The sequence below is a fragment of the Polynucleobacter sp. 78F-HAINBA genome (genome assembly GCF_018882325.1).
Lineage (GTDB): Bacteria > Pseudomonadota > Gammaproteobacteria > Burkholderiales > Burkholderiaceae > Polynucleobacter.
In genome coordinates, this window is sequence record NZ_JACVOQ010000001.1 from 93,485 (window position 1) to 114,472 (window position 20,988).

Consider the following 20,988-nt stretch of genomic DNA (forward strand, 5'->3'; position numbering starts at 1 on the left):
AATGATTCACCGTCGTCGTCTCCGTTCTGCATGGAATCGAGTCGATTCCGGTGAATTGCATCAAGCGCCACGCAAGTGGCAGTCTTGGCTCAGCGATACCGGTTCTTTAACCCAAAAAATTGAACGCGCAATTGGACAAAAGCTAGAAGTTCTAGTTTTGCGAGATTGCCGTCAAAATCTCAATAGCGACGAAAGTCGCTATTTTCATTTCAAGATCAAACGTTGTCGCATCAGAGAAGTATTGCTTTGTGCCAACGGCATTCCATTGGTGATGGCGCATAGCATTATCCCCAGTACTAGCTCGAGCGGCAGTAACCATGAGGTTTTGCGCCTAGGCAAGAAACCGTTGGGTGCCGTGCTCTTTGCTAAGACACGAATGCACTCCAAACAGAAACCATTCCGTGAAATTGCCCGCTTAGATCAGCAAAACGCTTTATGGAAAAAATGCTTCCAGCAATATCCAGAGTTGCCATCAGTTAGCTGGGCAAGACGGACGCTATATCAACTTAAAGGGCGTCCACTCCTGGTGAGCGAAGTATTCCTACCTGCACTACTCAACTATCCTAATAATTAAATAGATAGCCAAGCTTGTGATGCGGCAATCAAAGCCTCATCGCCAGGCTCGCAAGTAAACACTTCACCAAAACCAATTTGCTCGGCAGCATCAGCAATATTGTGATGCGGACAAATGGCTGTTGCGAGATCGAGTGGTAATTTTGCTTGCCCTAGATAGCGCACCGCCTCGGATGATGTGAGAAGCCAAAGCGATTTAGCAAAATCCATCTCATGAATATCATCCCAGGCAGGGCTATTGAAATCTAAAGGTACGCGCGCATAAACTGAGAATGCTTCAACTTGCGCACCAGCATGCTTCAAAGTATCAGCCAGCCAATCGCGCCCACCTTCACCTTTAAAAATGATTACTTTCTTAGTGAACCAATCCCAGTTCAGCTTCTGCAATTCAGCCCATAAACCCTCGGAATCCCATTGCGTATTACTCTGAGGAAGAATGACTGTCGTGGGATTGCTCTCAACACCGATGCCATGATTTTTGAGGGCCGCCATGCTACTGCCCCCCATAACTCCAACAGGCAAGGGCTTGTCAGAGAATGCTTGCCAAGATTGCTCGAGTAAACGCATCGTGCATTCAATTGCATTTGGACTAACGAAAATTGCTAGGTCTGCAGTCTTGAGTATTGCAGTGATCTGAGCTAACAAAACATCATCGCCCTTAGGAGCAATGGTCAGTAGAGGTAAAGAAATAATCTGGGGGAAGGTTTCTTTTGTAAAGCCACTATCTACTAGACTTGCCCGCATCGCTTCCGACAATTGGCGCGCCTGTCCGCTGGGACGAGTAATGACAATGGTCTTATTGCTCATGAGCGAATTACCTTGTTGCTACTTACTTTGGTAAACCGTTAGGCAATAAATGCTCAGCGCCTTGAGAAATCAAATCACGCGCAACTGAGAGACCTAGAGCCTCTGCGTCTTCCAAACTCTTTACTACGCCTTGAGCACTAGCTAAGCAACTTGCAGTGCCATCAACGCTAGCAACAAAAGAGCGGATGTTCATATGATCTTGACCCCAAGTGGCATAAGCTGCTAAAGGCACTTCACAAGAGCCGCCTAATTGGCGCGACACCATGCGCTCAGCAGTCACTGCATAGAGGGTTGGTAAATCATTGAGTGGCGCTAGCCACGCTTTAATGTTGGGATGCTTACTCAGGGTTTCAATGCCGAGCGCGCCCTGTCCAGCGGCTGGCGTGTATGGGTCAATCGGTAGTAGCGCGCGAATACGGCTTTCCAAACCAAGTCGCTTGAGACCAGCGGCAGCCAAAATGATGGCTTGATATTCACCGCGATCGAGCTTACCCATGCGGGTATCTAAATTGCCACGCAAAGGCTGAATCACTAAATGTGGGAACTTGGATCTCAGGACCGACTCACGGCGCAAGCTAGAGGTGCCCACTACTGCGCCTTTTGGCAAATCTTCTAGGCTGGCGTAATCGTTAGAGACAAATGCATCATGGGCATCTTCTCGCGCCATGACACAAGATAAATCAAAGCCCTCAGGCATGACCATGGGCACATCTTTTAGGGAATGCACGGCTAAATCAGCCCGGCCATCTTCTAAGGCAGTTTCGAGCTCTTTCACAAATAAGCCCTTACCGCCCACTTTAGAGAGGGCCTTATCCAGTATTTGGTCTCCCCGGGTAGTCATTCCCAGGATCTGCACGTCGCACGCTGGGTAGAGCTTTTTAAGGCAATCCCGGACGTGTTCCGCTTGCCACATGGCAAGGCGACTCTCACGGGAGGCAATTACCAGGCGCCGAGGGGCGGCGGATACAGGGGATGTAGAGCTAGAAATGGGGGTTTGGGACATAACATTTAAAATAATCAAAGACCTACACCAATATACTGCGTTTATGAGCTCATCAAAAAATTCCCTTGCCAACAAAGCCCAAGCTTGGTCGGCCCGTTTTAACGAACCCGTTGACGAACTAGTTCAGCGTTATACCGCCTCTATTGGCTTTGATCAACGCTTTGCCTTAGTCGACATCGCTGGATCTTTGGCTCATGCTGAAATGCTGGCCACCCAAAAGATTATTAGCGCCCAAGATTTGGCCGATATTCAGAAGGGCATGACTCAAATCAAAGGCGAAATCGAAGCCGGTGAATTTAACTGGCAACTCGCACTGGAAGATGTGCACCTCAATATCGAAGCCCGCCTCACTGAATTGGTCGGCGATGCTGGAAAGCGTCTTCATACCGGTCGTTCACGTAACGACCAAGTCGCTACGGATTTACGTCTGTGGTTACGTGGCAGCGTTGATCAAATTGCAGCCACCCTCAAAACTTTACGAATTGCCTTGCTGGATCTTGCAGAAACTCACGCTGCCACAATCATGCCTGGCCACACGCACTTGCAAGTAGCGCAACCCATTACTTTCGGTCATCACTTGATGGCTTATTACGAAATGTTTAGTCGCGATGCAAGCCGCTTAGCTGATTTGCGCGCCCGCTTTAATCGCTTGCCACTCGGTGCAGCTGCTTTAGCCGGCACGACCTATCCGATCGATCGCGAGCAAGTTGCCAAGACCCTAGGTTTTGATGGCATCTGCAATAACTCACTTGATGCCGTATCCGATCGTGACTTTGCAATTGAATTCTGCGCCTTTGCATCCATCTTGATGATGCACGTGTCTCGTCTATCTGAAGAGCTAGTGCTATGGCTTAGCCCACGCTTTGGCTTTATTGATTTGCCAGATCGCTTCTGCACTGGTAGCTCGATCATGCCGCAGAAAAAGAACCCAGATGTTCCTGAATTAGCTCGTGGAAAAACAGGTCGTGTGTATGGCGACTTGATCTCTTTATTAACTTTGATGAAGAGCCAGCCATTGGCATACAACAAAGATAACCAAGAAGACAAAGAACCTTTGTTTGATGCGGTAGATACCGTACAAGATACATTGCGTATCTTCGCTGATATGGTTCCACATATTCAGGTAAAAGCCGATGTGATGAAAGCTGCCGCTGAAGAAGGCTTTGCAACAGCAACCGACTTAGCTGATTACTTGGTAAAAAAAGGTTTAGCCTTCCGCGATGCTCATGAAGCAGTAGCCCACGCTGTTAAGGCCTGCGTTGGTCGTAACTGCATGCTCACCGATTTAACACTTCCTGAATTACGCTTTGCTTGTGGCTTAGATAATCGCCCAGAGTTGATGGGTGATGATGTCTTTGCTTTATTGACTGTTGATGGCTCTGTTAACTCTCGTCAACATGCTGGTGGCACCGCCCCAGCGCAAGTGCTTGCTGCGATCAAACGGGGTCGTGCAGATCTCTAAACTGCATGGGCTTTTGGGGAACACTCTCGACAGGAATTGACCGCCTAAATCAATTCCTGGGCAAGATTGCTAGCATTATGATCTTGCTGTCTTGTGTAGTGTCAGCCGCCAACGCTGTACTCCGCTATAGCTTAGACATGAGCAATAACTGGCCGCTGGAATTGCAGTGGTATTTATTTGCTGCAGCTGTGATGCTAGGCGCCTCGTATACCCTCAAGCGCAATGAACATGTCCGAGTCGACTTAATTTACTCACAACTCTCTGATCGCGGCCGTCTTTACGTTGATCTATTTGGCTTGATTGTCTTTTTAATGCCAGCCTGCATATTATTTACCTGGCTATCTTGGACGACTTTGTTTTATCCCTCATGGTTAGTCTCAGAGCATTCACTCAATGCAGGCGGTTTGTCGCGCTACCCCATCAAGTTTGTTGTGCCTTTTGGCTTCTTTATGTTGAGCCTGCAAGGCTTATCCGAAATCATTAAACGTATTGGCGCACTCAAAGGCAAAGAAACATTACCTGCTGCCGATCTCCATTATGAAAAGCCCATGCAATGATTCCGCTTGAATGGATGCCACCGCTCATGTTTGGCGGACTCATTGTGTTTATGTTGATCGGCTTTCCGGTAGCCTTTTCTCTGATGGCTGCAGGATTATTTTTTGCTGGCATTGCGATTGCTGAGAATTTCTTTGGAATGCCGTTTTTACAAGCCATCCCTCAACGCATCTTTGGCAGTGTCCTCGCTAATGACCTGCTGCTAGCAATTCCCTTCTTCACTTTCATGGGCGCCATTCTGGAGCGCTGCGGTCTTGCCGAAGAAATGCTGGACTCGATGGGTCAACTCTTTGGAGGCATACGGGGCGGCCTTGGTTACTCAGTGATTATTGTGGGCTTTATTCTGGGGGCGATTACCGGCACTGTAGCGGCTCAGGTGATCGCTATGGCGATGATTTCCCTGCCAGTGATGATGCGCTACGGCTACAACATGCGCTACGCTACGGGCGTTTTAGCAGCTTCTGGGACCATTACCCAGTTAGTGCCACCCTCTTTAGTGCTGATTGTGCTGGCGGACCAGTTAAAAACCCAAAGCGGCAGTGCGGATGTGGGCAGCATGTACTTAGGCGCCTGGGGTCCATCCCTACTGCAAATTGGTCTTTTTGCCCTCTACACCTTTTTCCTCTCTCGCTTTAGGCCCGACTACTTACCCGCCGCGCCTGAAAACGAACTCACCCTCACAGGCTGGGCACTCTGGAAAAAATGCCTCATGGGAATCATTCCATCGGCAGTGCTGATTTTCTTAGTGCTGGGAACCATCATGACTGGCATCGCCACCCCAACCGAATCTGGCGCCATGGGTGCAATGGGTGCATTGCTCTTAGCCTGGATACGCAGAGCAAGCATTCCCAATCTGAAGGGATTAATACAAGAGGCATATCAAAACACCATGCGCATTACTGCGATGGTGGTCTTCATCTTGATTGGCTCAACTTGCTTCTCAGTTGTCTTCCAGGGTGTTGATGGTGGCCACTGGGTAGAAGAGTTGTTTTCCAATCTGCCAGGCGGTTGGGTTGGATTCTTAGTGGTTGTGAACTTATTTGTTTTCTTCTTAGCCTTCTTCTTAGACTTCTTTGAAATCGCTTTCATCGTTGTGCCGATGTTGGCACCAGTTGCTGTCAAACTACTTTCACCAGTGCTACTTGCCTCCATGAATGGCAATCCTCAAGCTGCAGCTAGCGCTGCACTGGTATGGTTCGGCGTAATGCTCTGCGTGAACATGCAAACCTCATTTATGCATCCACCATTTGGATTTGCGCTGTTCTATCTGCGTGGTGTTGCACCGAAAGAAGTCAAAAGTAGTGATATTTATTGGGGTGCGTTACCTTGGGTTGCGCTACAACTCGTCATGGTTGTTGTGGTGGCAGCGTTCCCAGCACTAGTCACCACCTTCTTGGATAAGCCGGCAGCAGTCATTCAGAGTCAGGACTTTAATTTCACTGAGGGTGATGACGCTAAATCGGAGACATCTTCAAGCAAAGTGGATGAAGATGCTCCGGTAGTCTTTCAATTGGATAAGCCAAGTAGATAGAGGGTTCGACACCCATCCTATTTGCTAGCATTTACGATATTGAGTCAGCGAGGTATTCAGATGCTCAGCGTTGGTCGAAGATTTTAATAAATGTACTGTCTCTATGATGCCGTTGTATGCGCTCCCTGACATCAGAACTACAGCCTCACCACCCTTACAAGAAATAATAGCTACATCATAATCACTCACAACTTGATTAATCACTTGATGCAATTGATTGATTGCATCAGAAAACTGAATTACTCGCATCACGACCTCCAATGTAGATTGGGCATAGTACAGCTATATACACGCTGTCTGAGGTAAAAAAATACCCTGCAAATGCAGGGTATTAGAGGATGATTTACTTAAGCTGGATCACAGGGTGATATCCGGCTCTTGCCTCACGCAATCAACGTAGTACTCGCTGCGTCCATCAATATCGGCTTTAACCAAGCCGTGGATATCAGTTTCAAAGCCTGGGAATCGCTCATTGAAGTCTCGGGCAAAGTAGAGATAGTCAATGATGCGTTTGTTGAAACGCTCACCTGGAATCAGTAATGGAATACCTGGAGGATATGGCGTTACTAGCATTGCAGTAATGCGGTCTTCGAGTTGATCCAAAGGAACGCGATCCACCTTTTTATGTGCCATCTTGGCCCAAGCTTCTGAAGGCATCATCGCTGGCACCATGTCTGAGGTGTACATCTCCGTAGTCATGCGGGCCACATTGCGACTCTTATAGAACTCATGAATTTGCTGGCAGATATCTTTCAGGCCAACACGTTCATAGCGAGGATGTTTAGCAACAAACTCTGGCAATACTTTCCACAAGGGAGCGTTCTTATCAAAGTGATCTTTAAATTGCTGTAGTTCAGTTACTAAAGTATTCCAGCGACCCTTAGTGATGCCGATGGTAAACATGATGAAGAAGGAATACAAACCGCACTTCTCCACGATCACGCCGTGCTCAGCTAAATACTTTGTAACGATGCTGGCTGGGATGCCCATAGAACCGAAGTTGCCCTCAATATCCAAACCAGGGGTGACAACAGTCGCCTTGATTGGATCAAGCATATTGAAGTCTTGAGCAACCTTGCCGAAGTCATGCCAGTTGGCATTAGGCTCCAGAATCCAATCGGAGCGCTCACCAATACCCTCTTCAGCCAAATGATCTGGGCCCCAAACCTTGAACCACCAGTCTGCGCCAAACTTATCATCGACCTCACGCATCGCACGACGGAAATCCATCGCCTCAGCAATAGATTCTTCAACCAGGGTAGTGCCGCCTGGAGCCTCCATCATGGCAGCAGACACATCACAAGAAGCAATGATCGCGTACTGCGGACTAGTAGAGGTGTGCATCAAATAGGCTTCATTGAAGCAGTCGCGATCGAGCTTGTGCTCTTCTGCGTCCTGCACCAACACTTGCGAAGCTTGTGAGAGGCCAGCCAATAACTTATGGGTTGATTGGGTGGCAAACATCAAACTCTTCTTCGTACGCTTACGATCAGAGCCGATAGCATGCATATCTTTATAGAAAGGATGGAATGCAGCATGCGGCAACCAAGCTTCATCAAAATGCAATGAATCCACTTTGCCATCAAGCATCTCTTTAATCATCTCGACGTTGTAGACGATGCCGTCATACGTACTTTGCGTGAGCGTCATAACACGAGGGACTACGGTCTTGTCTTTAATGAATGGGTTGGCATCAATTTTCTTCTTGATGTTTTTCCACTCAAACTCTTCTTTTGGAATCGGGCCAATAATGCCAAGGTGATTACGGGTTGGCATCAAGAAGATCGGAATCGCTCCCATCATCGTGATCGAATGAATCACCGACTTATGACAGTTACGGTCAACTAACACCACGTCGCCAGGGGCAACGGTAGAGTGCCAAACGATCTTGTTTGATGTGGAGGTACCGTTAGTGACGAAGAACAAGTGATCGGCATTAAAGATGCGGGCAGCATTACGCTCGCTTTGCAATACGGGTCCAGTGTGGTCTAACAACTGACCCAATTCTTCCACTGCGTTACAAACGTCAGCACGCAGCATGTTCTCGCCAAAGAATTGATGGAACATACGGCCCACTGGACTCTTCAAGAAAGCTACACCACCAGAGTGGCCCGGGCAATGCCAAGAGTAAGAACCTTCAGAGGCGTAATTAGTCAGCGCACGGAAGAATGGTGGGGCCAATGAGTCCAGGTAAACCTTTGCTTCGCGAATGATGTGACGTGCCACAAACTCCGGCGTATCTTCATTCATATGAATGAAGCCATGCAGTTCACGCAAGATGTCGTTCGGCATATGACGTGAAGTACGAGTCTCGCCATACAAGAAGATTGGAATATCTTCATTGCGTTTACGCACTTCAGTAATAAAGGCGCGCAAGTTATTTAGCGCAGGTAAGTCATGGTCTTCAGAGTCAGAAACAAACTCTTCGTCATCGATCGACACAATAAAGCTAGAAGCCCGGGAGGCCTGCTGGGCAAAGGATGTCAGGTCACCATAGCTAGTTAAGCCAATGACTTCCATGCCTTCGTTTTCAATCGCCTCCGCTAGGTCGCGAATACCCGAACCTGAAATATTTTCAGAGCGAAAGTCCTCATCAATAATGATGATTGGAAAACGAAATTTCATGAGTACCCCTTAGAGTCGCCAATATGGCGATGAAGCAGATTAAGCAGATTAAGTCTTCGGCAGAGTTACGCCGACTTGGCCTTGATACTTACCGCCACGATCTTTGTACGATGTGCCACATACTTCATCGCTTTCAAAGAACAGAACTTGTGCACATCCCTCGCCGGCATAAATCTTTGCAGGCAGTGGAGTCGTATTAGAAAACTCGAGCGTGACATAACCTTCCCACTCAGGCTCAAATGGAGTGACGTTCACAATAATTCCGCAACGTGCGTAAGTACTCTTACCAACGCAAACAGTTAATACGCTACGTGGAATCTTGAAGTACTCAACGGTTCTTGCCAAAGCAAAAGAGTTTGGGGGAATGATGCAAACCGGACCCTTGAAATCCACAAAGGATTGCTCGTCGAAATTCTTGGGATCAACGATAGTGCTATTGATGTTCGTGAAAATCTTGAACTCATCAGCACAACGAATGTCATAGCCATAGCTTGAGGTGCCATAGCTCACAATTTTTTGCCCGGCAGCATCTTGGCGGACCTGCCCAGGTTCAAATGGGCTGATCATGCCTTGCTCGCCCATGCGGCGGATCCAGTGGTCAGATTTAATAGTCATGGCCGAATTGTAAAACCATCGCAGGCCGTATGCCCACGAATTTACGAGACAGCAGGCGGAGAGGTAAAAATCACCCTATCAGGGGCATTGAAGATCTCAAAATGCTTCCCGGAACAGCGTGATAGCAAGGTGAGATTAGTCTTGCGGGCAAGCTCCAGACCCATTAAGGTCATGCCAGAGCGGGTCATCAGGAATGGGATGCCCATTTGAGCGCCTTTAATGACCATCTCGGAGGTTAGACGCCCCGTAGTAAAGAAGATCAGGTCTTTGCCAGGCTTGTCGGCGAGCCACATGAGACCGGAGATAGAGTCAACGGCGTTGTGACGTCCAACATCCTCAATAAAGTGAAGCAGGCGGACGCTATCCTTACCTTCTCTCTCAAATACTGCACAAGCATGTACTGAGCCGGATTTCTTATAGATGGTGTCGTGAACTCGAATACTGTCGATGAGGGCGACTATTGCCTCTTGGGTTAATTGAGGGCCATCTGGCAATCTAATCTCCGCCATCTCCTCAATTAAGCCACCAAACATCGTGCCCTGCCCACAACCCGTAGTCACTACACGCTTACTAGTGAGGGCATCAATATCTACCGTACTACGGTGGGTCTTAACCGCCGCCGAATCAGTCTCCCAGTCCACTTGAATGCTGGCAATATCGTCTGGTGACTCTACTAGGCGTTGATTACGCAAATAACCTAGCACTAGGGCTTCAGGGGCACTTCCCAAGGTCATCAGGGTGACGACTTCCCTTTTGTCCAGATAAATAGTTAAAGGGCGCTCCCCAGGAATGTGGGTGGTCTTAATACGCCCTGCCTCATCCATGACCTGCACTTCATGCACTAAAGGCACGGAAGCGTGGGACATCTGAATGTTGTGGGGCAAAGCCATAAAAACGCCTCTTAAATAGGTTCAAATCGGTATTAACTTTAACCGCAGACTAAAATTGCTGCTGAAGTGAAGGCTCAAGCCCCATAATCTTGTATTCCCATTTGTTGAAATGATTTCTATTTAAGTACGCATGAGTAGCCCCAAACGTCGCCTGTTAGTTACCTCCGCCCTGCCATACGCCAATGGCCAGATTCATATTGGGCATTTGGTGGAATATGTCCAGACGGATATTTGGGTTCGTTTCCAGAGAATGCGTGGTCACGAAGTCCATTACGTTGGAGCAGATGACACCCACGGCACGCCGATTATGTTGCGCGCCGAAAAAGAGGGCCTCACCCCCAAAGAACTTATCGCTAATGTTTGGAAAGAACATAAACGCGACTTTGATGATTTCTTAATCTCATTTGACAACTACTACACCACCGATAGCCCTGAGAACGAAAAACTCTCTCAAAGCATTTACCTCAAGCTACGTGACGCCGGTTTAATTGAAATGCGCTCTATTGAGCAAGCATATGATCCCGTTAAAGAAATGTTTTTACCGGATCGCTTTATTAAAGGTGAGTGCCCAAAGTGTGGCGCTAAAGATCAATACGGTGACTCTTGCGAAAAATGCGGAGCAACCTACTCCCCAACTGATTTAAAGAATCCATTCTCTGTAGTGAGTGGCGCAACACCGATAAAAAAGGTTTCTGATCATTACTTCTTCAAGTTATCGGATCCACGCTGCGAGACATTCTTGCGCGAGTGGACTCAAGTCAAAACTCCCTTGCAACCAGAAGCTCGCAACAAGATGAAAGAATGGGTTGGACAGCCTGGAGATAGCAAGCTTGGAGACTGGGACATCTCGCGTGATGCGCCCTACTTTGGCTTTGAAATCCCTGATGCACCAGGCAAATACTTCTATGTATGGCTTGATGCGCCAATTGGCTATTACGCCAGCTTCCTCAACTACTGCCAAAGCAAAGGCTTGAACTTTGAGGAATGGGTCAGACCTGATACGACTACCGAGCAGTACCATTTCATCGGTAAAGATATTCTGTATTTCCACACACTCTTTTGGCCAGCGACCCTGCACTTTGCAGGCTATCGCACCCCAACCAATGTATTTGCTCATGGCTTCCTCACTGTTGATGGTGAGAAGATGAGTAAGTCTCGTGGCACTTTAATTTCCGCACACAGCGTGATTGAATCTGGCTTTAATCCTGAGTGGTTCCGCTATTACTTTGCAACCAAACTGAATGACAGCATGGAAGATTTAGATTTAAATCTTCAAGACTTTGTTGCTCGAGTGAACAGTGATCTATTGGGTAAGTACATCAACATCGCAAGTCGCAGCGCCGGTTTCTTGGTGAAACGTTTTGGCGGAGTGGTTTCTGATGCGGCGATGAACAATCCACTACTGACTGAGATTGCATCTGCCAGTGAAAAAATTGCTGAGTTGTATGAGGCGCGTGAGTATGCCAAAGCATTGCGCACAATCATGGAATTAGCCGACAAGGTCAATGCCTTTGTTGATGAAAACAAGCCTTGGGAAATCGCTAAAGATCCTGAGCGTGAAGCTGACTTACAGCGAGTCTGCAGCATCACCTTAGAGGCATTCCGTTTATTGAGCCTCTATCTCAAGCCAGTGCTGCCTCAAGTCACAGCTGGAGTTGAGGACTTCCTCTCAGTCCCAGCCATGACCTGGAATGACGTTAAAACACCGCTCTCCAGCCAAAATCCGATTAAGGCCTACAAACACCTCATGACCCGGGTCGAAGCGCCCCAAATCGAGGCTTTATTGGCAGCAAACCTCTAAAAACGACCCTAAATAGGCTAATTTCCAGGAATTAGCCAAAAAGTCGGCAGGTTTGTAGGAAAAATCGTTAATAATGATGGGCTAGGCAGTCAGTTGCTGCACGGTAATTTTTGCAAGTTATTGAATTAATTGAGAATTTTAGGAAATATGATGGCTAGATATACATCCGAATTCACCCAGTTCTTAAATGAGCTCAAATCCGAGAAACCAGAGCTCGAAGCGGGCCAGCAAGCTGGTCGCGCACTCCTTTGGGACAAAGAACCTTTGACTACCGAAGACCAACGTCGCGCTAAGGCAGCCAAATTAAAGCAACGCGCTTACGTGTACTCGAATGACTGAGTTGGGAGCTGAGCCGGGAGCTCAATCTGAGTTATTGGATAGCACACCATCGGTAACCGATGGAATGTCTTCAGCTTTTGCCAAACTCTATGGCGAGCCATTATTTAAGCTTCCTACCGATCTATATATTCCACCAGATGCGCTAGAAGTTTTTCTAGAAGCATTTGAAGGTCCTCTTGATCTCCTGCTTTACCTGATTCGTAAGCAGAACTTCAACGTCCTCGATATTCCGATGGCGCAGGTGACTCAACAGTACCTGAGCTATATCGATCAAATCCGTCACCACAACTTAGAGTTAGCAGCCGAATACTTACTGATGGCAGCTATGTTGATCGAGATTAAATCTCGCATGCTATTGCCAATGAAGAAGGCTGATAGCGATGAAGAGGTTGAAGATCCGCGCGCAGAACTCGTTCGTCGCCTCTTAGAGTACGAGCGCATGAAATTGGCCGCTCAAGAGCTCGACCAAATTCCGCAACAAGGGCGTGATTTTCAAATTGCCCATGGCTATGTTGATACGACTGTTGCTGTTACCTGGCCAGACGTTAATCAAGATGATCTACAAATGGCTTGGCGTGACGTGCTTCACCGCGCAAAACTAAACCAACACCACACCATTACTCGCGAAGAGCTGTCCGTACGTGATTTCATGACACGTATTTTGCGTCGCTTGCAAAGTACTAAATTTGTAGAGTTCGGCGAGCTATTTGAAGAAGCTATCAAATCTGGAAAAGGCATTCCAGTAGTGATCGTCAACTTCATTGCAATGCTCGAACTATCACGCGAAGCCTTAGTTGAAATCACTCAAGCTGAGCCATATGCTCCTATTTACGTCCGACTCGCCTACACCCCTGTTGCATGAAAATTATTAGCGATATACAAGAGTTGCGTGACCACTTACGTGGCCAAAATCGCGCCTCCTTTGTGCCAACCATGGGAAACCTCCATGAAGGTCATTTGTCCCTCATGCGCCTTGCCAGACAACATGGTGATCCGGTAGTAGCCAGCATCTTTGTAAACAGATTGCAGTTTGGTCCAAATGAAGATTTTGATAGCTACCCGCGCACTATGCAGGCAGATATCGATAAGTTGGAAAAAGAAGGTGTGTACATCTTGTTTGCGCCAACCGAGCGTGACCTATATCCACAACCCCAAGAATACCGAGTGGATCCACCACAGCAACTAGGCGATATCCTTGAGGGTGAGTTCCGCCCTGGATTCTTCAAAGGTGTTTGCACAGTTGTACTGAAGCTCTTATCTTGCGTACAACCTAAAGTGGCAGTATTTGGTAAAAAAGATTATCAACAACTGATGATTATTCGCCAGATGGCAAAACAATTTGCTCTCCCTGTAGAAATCATTCCAGGTGAAACAGTGCGCGCTGAAGATGGCCTCGCTCTCTCCTCTCGCAACGGCTATCTCTCCATTGAAGAGCGCGCAGAAGCACCTGAGCTGCAGAGAGCCTTACAAGAGGTTCGTACGCGAGTATTAGATTTGAGTCAGCGCAATACGCATTCACTGATCGAGATTGAAAAAATCGCGGTAGATCTTCTTGCTGGCCGCGGTTGGCAACCGGACTACATTGCCATTCGTCAGCAAAGCGATTTAGCTCCAGCCTCTAATGAAAGCTTGCAGGCAGGCGAGCCGTTAGTCATTCTGACGGCTGCCAAGCTTGGTAAAACGCGTTTGATTGATAACCTAGAAATCTAGTTTCTAGGTATTGGATTTACGCTGTGAATTACAGCGCAAAGAACTGACCCACTTCCAAGCTCAACTCTTTAGCTAATTCAGCACCAGTTACTTTTCCTGCAGCACCTTTTGCTTTGAGGACTTCAATTTGTCCGCCATGACAGGTAATGAAGAGCGAATCTAGAGTGATTTGAGTGACCTCACCTGGCTTACCTTTTACCGCACCAAAAGTAGCCGCCACATGCTTATGGCAGTCATAAATCTGAATCTTTTGCTCGCCAAACTTTGTCCAAGCGCCGGGCGCAGGATTGCATGCACGAATCAAGTTGTAGATTTGGCTAATGTGAGTAGCCCAATGAATTTGAGCAGCATTCGCATCAAACCAACCTTCGTAATTTGCCTTGGATTCATCTTGAACAAGCTCTTGATGCTTATTGGCAACCACGAGATCGGCAGCTTCAAGCAGTGCTTGAACGCCTAATGGGAATAATTTATCAAAGTAGACTTTTCCCAAAGTGTCATCAGACGCAATCGCTACTTCTTTTTGCAAAATAACTTCACCTTCATCCAAGCCATCAGATGGACGGAAGATAGTTAAGCCCGTCTGCTCTTCGCCCAATGCGATCGCCCAATTAATGGCGCTTGGACCACGGTAATTAGGCAGGAGCGAAGGGTGATACTGAATAGTGCCGTGCTTTGGAATCTTGCAAAGCTCTTGCGGTACAAACTGAAGCACATAGGCCATCACACAGATATCAGCCTTGCTATCAATCATTGCCTGCGCTGCCTCAGGGCCTTTAAGAGAGGCAAATTGCAAGAGAGTTAGACCTCTTGCAATAGCCGCCTCTTTAAGCACCTCGGGTTTGCTAGATTTGGGATTATCCGGCGGACAAAAAACCGCAACGACTTCATCGCCGCGATCTAAAAAAGCCTCCAAGGCCGCCTTACCAAAATCCGCACTCCCGATCAGCGCAACACGCATCTTAGATCACCTTATCGTGACGAAGACTAATCAACTCATCCGTTGAATAACCTAACTCATGGAGGATCTCGTCAGTGTGCTCACCCAGCAATGGTGAACGTGTAACGTCAGTTGGACTATCAGACATCTTGATTGGATTACCCACAGTGAGGTACTTGCCACGAATTGGATGATCTACTTCGACAACTGTTCCAGTTGCGCGCAATGCTGGCTCTTCTGCGATCTCTTTCATCGACAAAATTGGGCCGCAAGGAATATCGTATTTATTCAAAATGTCCATGACTTCAAACTTCGACTTAGTCATAGTCCATTTTTCAATTTCACCGAAAATTTCCATCAAGTGCGGCAAGCGAGCCATTGGTGAAGCAAAACGCACATCCGTAATCCAATCTTCACGACCGATCACTTTGCAAATTGCCTCCCAAACTGGAGCCTGCACAATGACATACATGTATGCATTTGGATCAGTTTCCCAGCCTTTGCATTTCACAATCCAGCCAGGCTGACCGCCACCGGAAGCATTACCAGCGCGGGGTACAGAGTCACCAAAGTCACCATTCGGGAACTGTGGATACTCTTGCATCAAACCAACGCGCTCTAAGCGCTGTTGATCACGCAACTTCACACGGCACAAGTTCAATACTGCATCTTGCATTGCTGCCAATACCTTTTGACCGCGACCAGAATGAGTACGTTGATACAGCGCAGTCACAATACCGAGCGCCAAATGTAAGCCAGTACCGCTATCACCAATCTGAGCACCAGTCACCATCGGAGGACCATCATCAAAACCAGTAGTAGATGCTGAACCGCCAGCACACTGAGCAACGTTTTCATAAACCTTGCAATCCTCGTAAGGACCAGGACCAAAACCTTTTACAGAAGCCATGATCATCATTGGATTGAGTTCTTGAATACGCTCCCAAGAAAAACCCATACGATCTAATGCACCTGGCGCAAAGTTCTCAACGAGAACATCACACTCTTTAATCAAACGCTCCAGAATTTCTTTACCTTTTGGCGTCTTCGTATTTACAGTGATTGAACGCTTGTTATGGTTCAACATTGTGAAATACAAACTATCTGCATCAGGAATATCGCGCAATTGACCGCGAGTGGCATCGCCCTCACCTGATTTTTCTACTTTGATTACGTCTGCACCGAACCAAGCTAGCAACTGAGTACAAGTTGGGCCAGATTGAACGTGCGTGAAGTCAAGGATTTTGACCCCTTCTAATGCTTTTGCCATGATTAAAGTCCTAATAAGATTGAAATTTTGAATTGAGCCAATTTTACCAGCGACAGATTGCGGTGCAACATGGCATGCCTATTTATTGGGCACATCAAGCAAGGGATGCCCCATATTAGCTATTTGGGCGCAAATTTATTGGTTTTCAAGATCAGAAAGTCGCTTTTTAAGCACCCTTTCTTCAGCAAAACGCTCAGTCTCATCACGAATCACTGCTGCCACACCATTGGCCTGATGTTTCTCATCAAATAACATACCCACCGTAAAGGCGATGGATAAAGTACGTCCATCTTTGTGTTTTGCCGGGACTTTTAATAATGAAGTTCCATAACGGGTTGTACCCGTCTCCATCGATTTGCTGTAACCCTCGCTATGCTTTTGGCGCTGACGCTCGGGAACTATCAGATCCAAAGTATTGCCAAGCGCCTCTTCTTCAGAGTAGCCAAATATTCTGGTGGCTGCGGTATTCCAAAGAACAATTTTTTCATGGGCGTCAGCCACAACTACTGCATCGCCAATACAGTCGAGCAGCTGGCTTAAATCTATGTTTGTTTTCATATTGTCAGTCTAAAGACTTTCCCAAGAATTGAAAGATTAAAAAAGGCGCCCACTAGGAGCGCCTTCGAAACCAAAACAAATACTACTTATTTTTATTAAACCGCTTTTGCTGCGTGCAACTTAGCAATGTCATCCGCGCTATAACCAAGGTCAGCCAACACTTCATCAGTGTGCTCACCCAATACTGGTGATGGACCAACTTCAATTTCCAAATCAGAGAACTTGATTGGGCTACCAATTGTCAAATACTTGCCACGAACTTTGTGATCAACTTCAACGATAGAGCCACTCTTACGCAAGTCTGGTGAAGCAGCCAATTCTTTCATTGAGAGCACTGGTGCGCAAGGAATATCGAACTTGCGGAGGATATCCACAGCTTCGTACTTAGTTTTGTCCTTAAGCCACTCTTCAATTGTTGCGAAGATGTCAAAGATCTTGTCTTGACGTGCTTCAGCAGTCATGTAAGCTGGATCAGTTGCCCACTCTGGCTTACCAATCGCACGTGTGATTGGCTCCCAAGCATGACCTTGAATTGTGAAGTAGATATAGGCATTAGGATCTGTTTCCCAACCCTTACACTTCAACACCCAGCCTGGCTGACCGCCGCCACCAGCGTTACCGCCACGTGGAACTACGTCAGAGAATGTACCGTGTGGATACTGTGGATACTCTTCGAGGTAGCCAATTTTGTCCAAACGTTGTTGATCGCGCAACTTCACGCGGCACAAGTTCAATACAGCGTCTTGCATTGAGCAAGATACTTTTTGACCTTTGCCGGTTTTTTGACGTTGCATCAGTGCAGTCAAAATACCAATCGCTAAGTGCATACCAGTGTTGCTATCGCCCAAGGCAGCGGCAGAAACTGTTGGAGGACCATCCCAGAAACCAGTTGTTGAAGCGGCACCGCCAGCACACTGAGCAACGTTCTCATACACTTTTAAGTCTTCATATGAGTGACCATCGCTAAAGCCTTTTACAGATGCCATGATCATCTTTGGATTCAATTCTTGAATGCGCGCCCAGCTAAAGCCCATACGATCCAAAGCGCCTGGACCGAAGTTCTCAACCATAACGTCAGATGTTTTGATCATCTTCTCTAAAACTTCTTTACCTTCCTGAGTCTTAGTGTCCAAAGTCAAAGAGCGCTTATTGCCGTTCAACATAGTGAAGTACAAAGCATCTGCTCCAGGGATGTCACGTAACTGGCTACGAGTTACGTCACCAGCACCTGGACGCTCTACCTTGATCACGTCTGCGCCGTACCAAGCCAATAGCTGAGTACATGCAGGACCTGCTTGTACGTGTGTGAAGTCGATGATGCGAATGCCGTCTAATGGTTTAGTCATATTTGATTCTCCTTAAAGTCTTTCTTATGTGTTGCTAAATTTATTCTTAAAAAATTACGTATTACCTTCGAATTACTTCTTACCAGCAGCAGTGGATGGGTTCAAGTTAGTTAAACGCCCACTCTCTGTACCAGCTGTCTCATCGATCACTGCATTAATTAAGGCTGGCTTGCCCTCGGCAATTGCTTTAGTCAACGCTGCCTCTAATTCAGCTGGAGTGGTCACGTAGTAACCTTCCCCACCAAATGCTTCCATCATCTTGTCATAGCGAGCATCCTTAACGAACACAGTCGGAGCAACGTCAGCCCCGCCGGTTGGGTTCTTATCGGTACCGCGATACACGCCATTGTTATTGAAAACAACTACGGTAATTGGCAAGTTGTATCGGCAGATTGTTTCCAACTCCATACCGCTAAAACCAAATGCGCTATCGCCCTCAACTGCAACAGTTGGCAAGCCGCTTGTTACGGCTGCACCGATGGCGTAACCCATGCCGATACCCATGATTCCCCAAGTACCGGAATCGAAACGTTTGCGTGGCTTATACATATCGACAATTGCACGGCAATAGTCGAGTGTATTTGCGCCTTCGTTAACCAAGTTCACATCTGGGTTCTTCTTAATCACATCACGAATCGCACGCAAAGCACCGTGGAAGTTCATTGGTGAGGCTTCTTTAGCAAGAGTCTCGGCCATCTTCGCTGTGTTCTTGTCTTTCTTCTCATTGATTGCACCGATCCATTCAGCGCTTGGCTTCGGAACAGAAGCGATTCCTTTTAATAACTCACCAACAACAGAGCCAATATCACCAATCAATGGATCATCGATTTGTACGTTGCTATCAACTTCGTTTGCTTGGATATCGATTTGGATAAATTTCTTAGGATCTTTGCCCCATGTCTTACCTTTGCCGTGTGCAAGCAACCAGTTCAAACGCGCACCAACCAACATCACCGCATCAGCTTCAGCCAATACAAATGAACGTGCTGCAGAAGCAGATTGCGCATGATTATCTGGCAACAAACCTTTAGCCATCGACATTGGTAAGTAAGGGATGCCGGATTTTTCGATCAAGTCACGAATCTCTTTATCAGCCTGAGCATAAGCAGCGCCTTTGCCCAAGAGGATTAATGGGCGCTTAGCGCCTTTCAATACATTCAATGCACGCTCTACAGCATCGGCTGCAGGGATTTGACGTGGAATTGGATCGATCACTTTAAAGATGGATTTTTTAGCTTCTTCCACTGGCATTGTTTGAGCCAATAGTTGTGCAGGTAAGTCCAAATACACGCCACCCGGACGACCAGAAACAGCTGCACGAATAGCGCGCGCAAAACCAATGCCGATATCTTCAATATGATTAATACGATATGCAGCTTTGCAATATGGCTTAGCAGCGTTGAGCTGATCCATCTCTTCGTAGTCGCCCTGTTGCAAGTCAACGATTTCACGCTCGCTTGAACCAGAAATCAAAATCATTGGGAAGCAGTTCACAGTGGCATTGGCCAATGCTGTTAAACCGTTCAAGAAACCAGGTGCTGATACAGTCATGCAAATACCAGGCTTTTGAGTCATGTAACCAGCAATTGCTGCAGCGTTACCTGCGTGCTGCTCGTGACGGAAACCAATGAAGCGCAAACCTTCAGCTTGAGCCAAGCGGCACAAGTCGGTAATTGGAATACCAACGAGACCGAAGATAGTATCTAGGTCATTTGCTTTTAAGGCATCAATAACAAGATGGAAGCCATCGGTGACTTGGGTATTTTGATTATCTGTTGTCATAGAAATTTATAGTTAATTACACCGCCCGAACCCACAAGCTGTTCAGTGCAATTTAGCTTTCGCTAACTGTCTCCAATTAAGTTATTAGTAATGCCACGAGTAACTATAAGCATACCCGTTTAGGCTGAGATGAATCTTAGGCTCGGGCATGGGGTTCATCATTGACTTCGGTCAATTTCCCCTGAAATCTAGAAACAACTGGGGTTTCTAATTAGACGAAGAGCTCTTTATGCTTTGTTTTTAAGCGACTCAAAGTCTCTGGGGAGAGGTTGAGGTAGGCGGCAAGCTCTTTTTTAGGGAGTAATTCAAATAAGTCTTCGTATTTACGTAAAAACCGCTCTACACGGCCTGGAGCATCGAGCATATGCAAGGTGATCGTATGAGCCATGATCTCGCTCATCAGGCGCATCACTTCAAACTCAAAGCTTTCCTTGAGGGGCTTGTGGGCATCTAAAAACTCAGCCCACTTCTTGAGCGGCATACGCGCAACACGGGCTTTGGTTACCGAGGCAATGCTATATGGAGCTGCGGTCTTGAGGCGCCAAGCTGCATAACTCGTCTCGATATCTTTTTCGATAGCAAAACGCAAAATCATCTCTTTTGCATCAGCACTAGAAACAATGCGCTTCAAGATTCCGTCCAGAACAAAGTACTGCTCCATTTGGTGATCACCTTGATGAAGCAGAATTTCTGATTTTTTGAGGTCTGAGATAACTAAATGGCGCTCTAAATCAGCCATTGCCTCAGGATCCAAGCTTTTTAACACCGAGTTTTGGCTCAGTTGCAAACGAATCAGATTTTTTTCGGGGTGCTTGTCTAATGCTGTCATGAATCCTTAATCCTAGAGCCTGTATTGTAGGCTTTTTTGGCTTTTTCAGCCGATCCAGAGCCACTCTGAGATAGAATTGCGGGGTCGTGGTGCTTTATTGCAGTGCAATAAAGTTAAACGGGAAACACTAAACGTGTGCTGCCCCCGCAACGGTAAGTAAATGCGCCCTAACTTCAAGGTGAAGGTGTCAGGAGTCTGAGTAAGCCACTGTGCGTGTCAATTGCATGGGAAGGCCAGATTCTGAGATTTGCTAGCCCGGATACCGGCCAAGACAGGTGGAATTTTGCGGACGGGGATCTTCGCGCGCCGATGAAGCATCCCTAGTCAAGCTGGCTAGATGCCCAATTGACGC

The 20,988-nt window shown here is 47.1% G+C and carries 20 protein-coding genes and 1 riboswitch; of the genes, 8 read left to right on the plus strand and 12 right to left on the minus strand.

Annotated features, from left to right (window positions below):
* The first annotated feature begins 1 nt into the window (after position 1).
* Positions 2-574, plus strand: coding sequence for a chorismate lyase (locus ICN11_RS00430; protein ID WP_216228651.1), 573 nt, complete (start codon positions 2-4; stop codon positions 572-574).
* Here ICN11_RS00430 and ICN11_RS00435 read toward each other — a convergent pair.
* Together ICN11_RS00435 and hemC are read right to left on the minus strand one after the other, a co-directional pair.
* Entirely contained in the window at positions 571-1,380 is an 810-nt protein-coding gene (locus ICN11_RS00435) for a uroporphyrinogen-III synthase (RefSeq protein ID WP_216228652.1), read from the minus strand. The genes ICN11_RS00430 and ICN11_RS00435 overlap by 4 nt on opposite strands.
* Positions 1,381-1,402: 22 nt before the next feature.
* The gene (hemC, locus tag ICN11_RS00440) at positions 1,403-2,383 is read right to left on the minus strand and encodes a hydroxymethylbilane synthase (RefSeq protein WP_216228653.1); all 981 of its coding nucleotides are present in this window, start codon (positions 2,381-2,383) and stop codon (positions 1,403-1,405) included.
* Positions 2,384-2,426: 43 nt separating this feature from the next.
* On the opposite strand from hemC, the gene argH reads away from it, so the two are divergent.
* Genes argH through ICN11_RS00455 form a run of 3 tightly spaced genes read left to right on the plus strand, consistent with a single transcriptional unit; the run spans position 2,427 to position 5,931 of the window.
* A complete protein-coding gene (gene argH, locus ICN11_RS00445) occupies positions 2,427-3,845 on the plus strand; it encodes an argininosuccinate lyase (protein ID WP_216228654.1) in 1,419 nt (472 codons plus the stop codon).
* Positions 3,846-3,850: 5 nt separating this feature from the next.
* A complete protein-coding gene (locus tag ICN11_RS00450) occupies positions 3,851-4,402 on the plus strand; it encodes a TRAP transporter small permease subunit (protein ID WP_216228655.1) in 552 nt (183 codons plus the stop codon).
* Positions 4,399-5,931, plus strand: coding sequence for a TRAP transporter large permease subunit (locus tag ICN11_RS00455; protein ID WP_216228656.1), 1,533 nt, complete (start codon positions 4,399-4,401; stop codon positions 5,929-5,931). Before ICN11_RS00450 ends, ICN11_RS00455 begins: the two co-directional genes overlap by 4 nt.
* Positions 5,932-5,955: 24 nt before the next feature.
* On the opposite strand, the gene ICN11_RS00460 is transcribed toward ICN11_RS00455, so the two are convergent.
* The 4 genes from ICN11_RS00460 to ICN11_RS00475 form a co-directional block, all read right to left on the minus strand.
* Complete coding sequence (locus tag ICN11_RS00460) at positions 5,956-6,180, minus strand: type II toxin-antitoxin system Phd/YefM family antitoxin (RefSeq protein WP_216228657.1); 225 nt, start codon at positions 6,178-6,180, stop codon at positions 5,956-5,958.
* 108 nt (positions 6,181-6,288) lie between these two features.
* Complete coding sequence (locus ICN11_RS00465) at positions 6,289-8,556, minus strand: arginine/lysine/ornithine decarboxylase (RefSeq protein WP_216228658.1); 2,268 nt, start codon at positions 8,554-8,556, stop codon at positions 6,289-6,291.
* Positions 8,557-8,604: 48 nt separating this feature from the next.
* A complete protein-coding gene (dcd, locus tag ICN11_RS00470; protein ID WP_041484826.1) occupies positions 8,605-9,171 on the minus strand; it encodes a dCTP deaminase in 567 nt (188 codons plus the stop codon).
* A gap of 41 nt (positions 9,172-9,212) precedes the next feature.
* Positions 9,213-10,055, minus strand: a complete 843-nt coding sequence (locus ICN11_RS00475) for a formate dehydrogenase accessory sulfurtransferase FdhD (protein ID WP_216228907.1) — start codon at positions 10,053-10,055, stop codon at positions 9,213-9,215.
* 136 nt (positions 10,056-10,191) lie between these two features.
* Here ICN11_RS00475 and metG point away from each other — a divergent pair, with 136 nt between their 5' ends.
* From metG to panC, 4 genes are all read left to right on the plus strand, one after another.
* Complete coding sequence (metG, locus tag ICN11_RS00480) at positions 10,192-11,862, plus strand: methionine--tRNA ligase (RefSeq protein WP_216228659.1); 1,671 nt, start codon at positions 10,192-10,194, stop codon at positions 11,860-11,862.
* Between the two features lie 150 nt (positions 11,863-12,012).
* A complete protein-coding gene (locus ICN11_RS00485; protein ID WP_215299638.1) occupies positions 12,013-12,201 on the plus strand; it encodes a DUF3460 family protein in 189 nt (62 codons plus the stop codon).
* Positions 12,194-13,063 carry a ScpA family protein gene (locus tag ICN11_RS00490; protein ID WP_216179124.1) on the plus strand — a complete coding sequence of 290 codons (870 nt, stop codon included), beginning with the start codon at positions 12,194-12,196 and terminating at the stop codon, positions 13,061-13,063. The genes ICN11_RS00485 and ICN11_RS00490 overlap by 8 nt, the downstream gene beginning before the upstream one ends.
* Positions 13,060-13,911 carry a pantoate--beta-alanine ligase gene (gene panC / locus ICN11_RS00495; RefSeq protein WP_216228660.1) on the plus strand — a complete coding sequence of 284 codons (852 nt, stop codon included), beginning with the start codon at positions 13,060-13,062 and terminating at the stop codon, positions 13,909-13,911. The genes ICN11_RS00490 and panC overlap by 4 nt, the downstream gene beginning before the upstream one ends.
* A gap of 28 nt (positions 13,912-13,939) precedes the next feature.
* On the opposite strand, the gene ICN11_RS00500 is transcribed toward panC, so the two are convergent.
* The 6 genes from ICN11_RS00500 to ICN11_RS00525 form a co-directional block, all read right to left on the minus strand.
* Positions 13,940-14,872 carry a methionyl-tRNA formyltransferase gene (locus ICN11_RS00500; protein WP_216228661.1) on the minus strand — a complete coding sequence of 311 codons (933 nt, stop codon included), beginning with the start codon at positions 14,870-14,872 and terminating at the stop codon, positions 13,940-13,942.
* Between the two features lies 1 nt (position 14,873).
* Positions 14,874-16,121, minus strand: coding sequence for a formyl-CoA transferase (gene frc, locus ICN11_RS00505; RefSeq protein ID WP_216228662.1), 1,248 nt, complete (start codon positions 16,119-16,121; stop codon positions 14,874-14,876).
* Between the two features lie 135 nt (positions 16,122-16,256).
* On the minus strand, positions 16,257-16,679 hold the full coding sequence (locus ICN11_RS00510) for a PAS domain-containing protein (RefSeq protein WP_216228663.1): 423 nt from the start codon (positions 16,677-16,679) through the stop codon (positions 16,257-16,259).
* 95 nt (positions 16,680-16,774) lie between these two features.
* Complete coding sequence (gene frc / locus ICN11_RS00515; RefSeq protein ID WP_216228664.1) at positions 16,775-18,025, minus strand: formyl-CoA transferase; 1,251 nt, start codon at positions 18,023-18,025, stop codon at positions 16,775-16,777.
* A gap of 72 nt (positions 18,026-18,097) precedes the next feature.
* Complete coding sequence (oxc, locus tag ICN11_RS00520) at positions 18,098-19,807, minus strand: oxalyl-CoA decarboxylase (RefSeq protein WP_216228665.1); 1,710 nt, start codon at positions 19,805-19,807, stop codon at positions 18,098-18,100.
* Positions 19,808-20,018: 211 nt separating this feature from the next.
* On the minus strand, positions 20,019-20,636 hold the full coding sequence (locus tag ICN11_RS00525) for a Crp/Fnr family transcriptional regulator (RefSeq protein WP_216179112.1): 618 nt from the start codon (positions 20,634-20,636) through the stop codon (positions 20,019-20,021).
* A 70-nt stretch (positions 20,637-20,706) separates the two neighbouring features.
* A riboswitch (cobalamin riboswitch) is annotated at positions 20,707-20,922 on the plus strand.
* The last annotated feature ends 66 nt before the right edge of the window (positions 20,923-20,988 follow it).

What these genes read in the sequence shown, in the direction of transcription:
- ICN11_RS00430 (WP_216228651.1), top strand. Translation starts at nt 2, where the DNA reads ATGATTCACCGTCGTCGTCTCCGTTCTGCATGGAATCGAGTCGATTCC.
- ICN11_RS00435 (WP_216228652.1), bottom strand. Translation starts at nt 1,380, where the DNA reads ATGAGCAATAAGACCATTGTCATTACTCGTCCCAGCGGACAGGCGCGC.
- hemC (WP_216228653.1), bottom strand. Translation starts at nt 2,383, where the DNA reads ATGTCCCAAACCCCCATTTCTAGCTCTACATCCCCTGTATCCGCCGCC.
- argH (WP_216228654.1), top strand. Translation starts at nt 2,427, where the DNA reads ATGAGCTCATCAAAAAATTCCCTTGCCAACAAAGCCCAAGCTTGGTCG.
- ICN11_RS00450 (WP_216228655.1), top strand. Translation starts at nt 3,851, where the DNA reads ATGGGCTTTTGGGGAACACTCTCGACAGGAATTGACCGCCTAAATCAA.
- ICN11_RS00455 (WP_216228656.1), top strand. Translation starts at nt 4,399, where the DNA reads ATGATTCCGCTTGAATGGATGCCACCGCTCATGTTTGGCGGACTCATT.
- ICN11_RS00460 (WP_216228657.1), bottom strand. Translation starts at nt 6,180, where the DNA reads ATGCGAGTAATTCAGTTTTCTGATGCAATCAATCAATTGCATCAAGTG.
- ICN11_RS00465 (WP_216228658.1), bottom strand. Translation starts at nt 8,556, where the DNA reads ATGAAATTTCGTTTTCCAATCATCATTATTGATGAGGACTTTCGCTCT.
- dcd (WP_041484826.1), bottom strand. Translation starts at nt 9,171, where the DNA reads ATGACTATTAAATCTGACCACTGGATCCGCCGCATGGGCGAGCAAGGC.
- metG (WP_216228659.1), top strand. Translation starts at nt 10,192, where the DNA reads ATGAGTAGCCCCAAACGTCGCCTGTTAGTTACCTCCGCCCTGCCATAC.
- ICN11_RS00485 (WP_215299638.1), top strand. Translation starts at nt 12,013, where the DNA reads ATGGCTAGATATACATCCGAATTCACCCAGTTCTTAAATGAGCTCAAA.
- ICN11_RS00490 (WP_216179124.1), top strand. Translation starts at nt 12,194, where the DNA reads ATGACTGAGTTGGGAGCTGAGCCGGGAGCTCAATCTGAGTTATTGGAT.
- panC (WP_216228660.1), top strand. Translation starts at nt 13,060, where the DNA reads ATGAAAATTATTAGCGATATACAAGAGTTGCGTGACCACTTACGTGGC.
- ICN11_RS00500 (WP_216228661.1), bottom strand. Translation starts at nt 14,872, where the DNA reads ATGCGTGTTGCGCTGATCGGGAGTGCGGATTTTGGTAAGGCGGCCTTG.
- frc (WP_216228662.1), bottom strand. Translation starts at nt 16,121, where the DNA reads ATGGCAAAAGCATTAGAAGGGGTCAAAATCCTTGACTTCACGCACGTT.
- ICN11_RS00510 (WP_216228663.1), bottom strand. Translation starts at nt 16,679, where the DNA reads ATGAAAACAAACATAGATTTAAGCCAGCTGCTCGACTGTATTGGCGAT.
- frc (WP_216228664.1), bottom strand. Translation starts at nt 18,025, where the DNA reads ATGACTAAACCATTAGACGGCATTCGCATCATCGACTTCACACACGTA.
- oxc (WP_216228665.1), bottom strand. Translation starts at nt 19,807, where the DNA reads ATGACAACAGATAATCAAAATACCCAAGTCACCGATGGCTTCCATCTT.
- ICN11_RS00525 (WP_216179112.1), bottom strand. Translation starts at nt 20,636, where the DNA reads ATGACAGCATTAGACAAGCACCCCGAAAAAAATCTGATTCGTTTGCAA.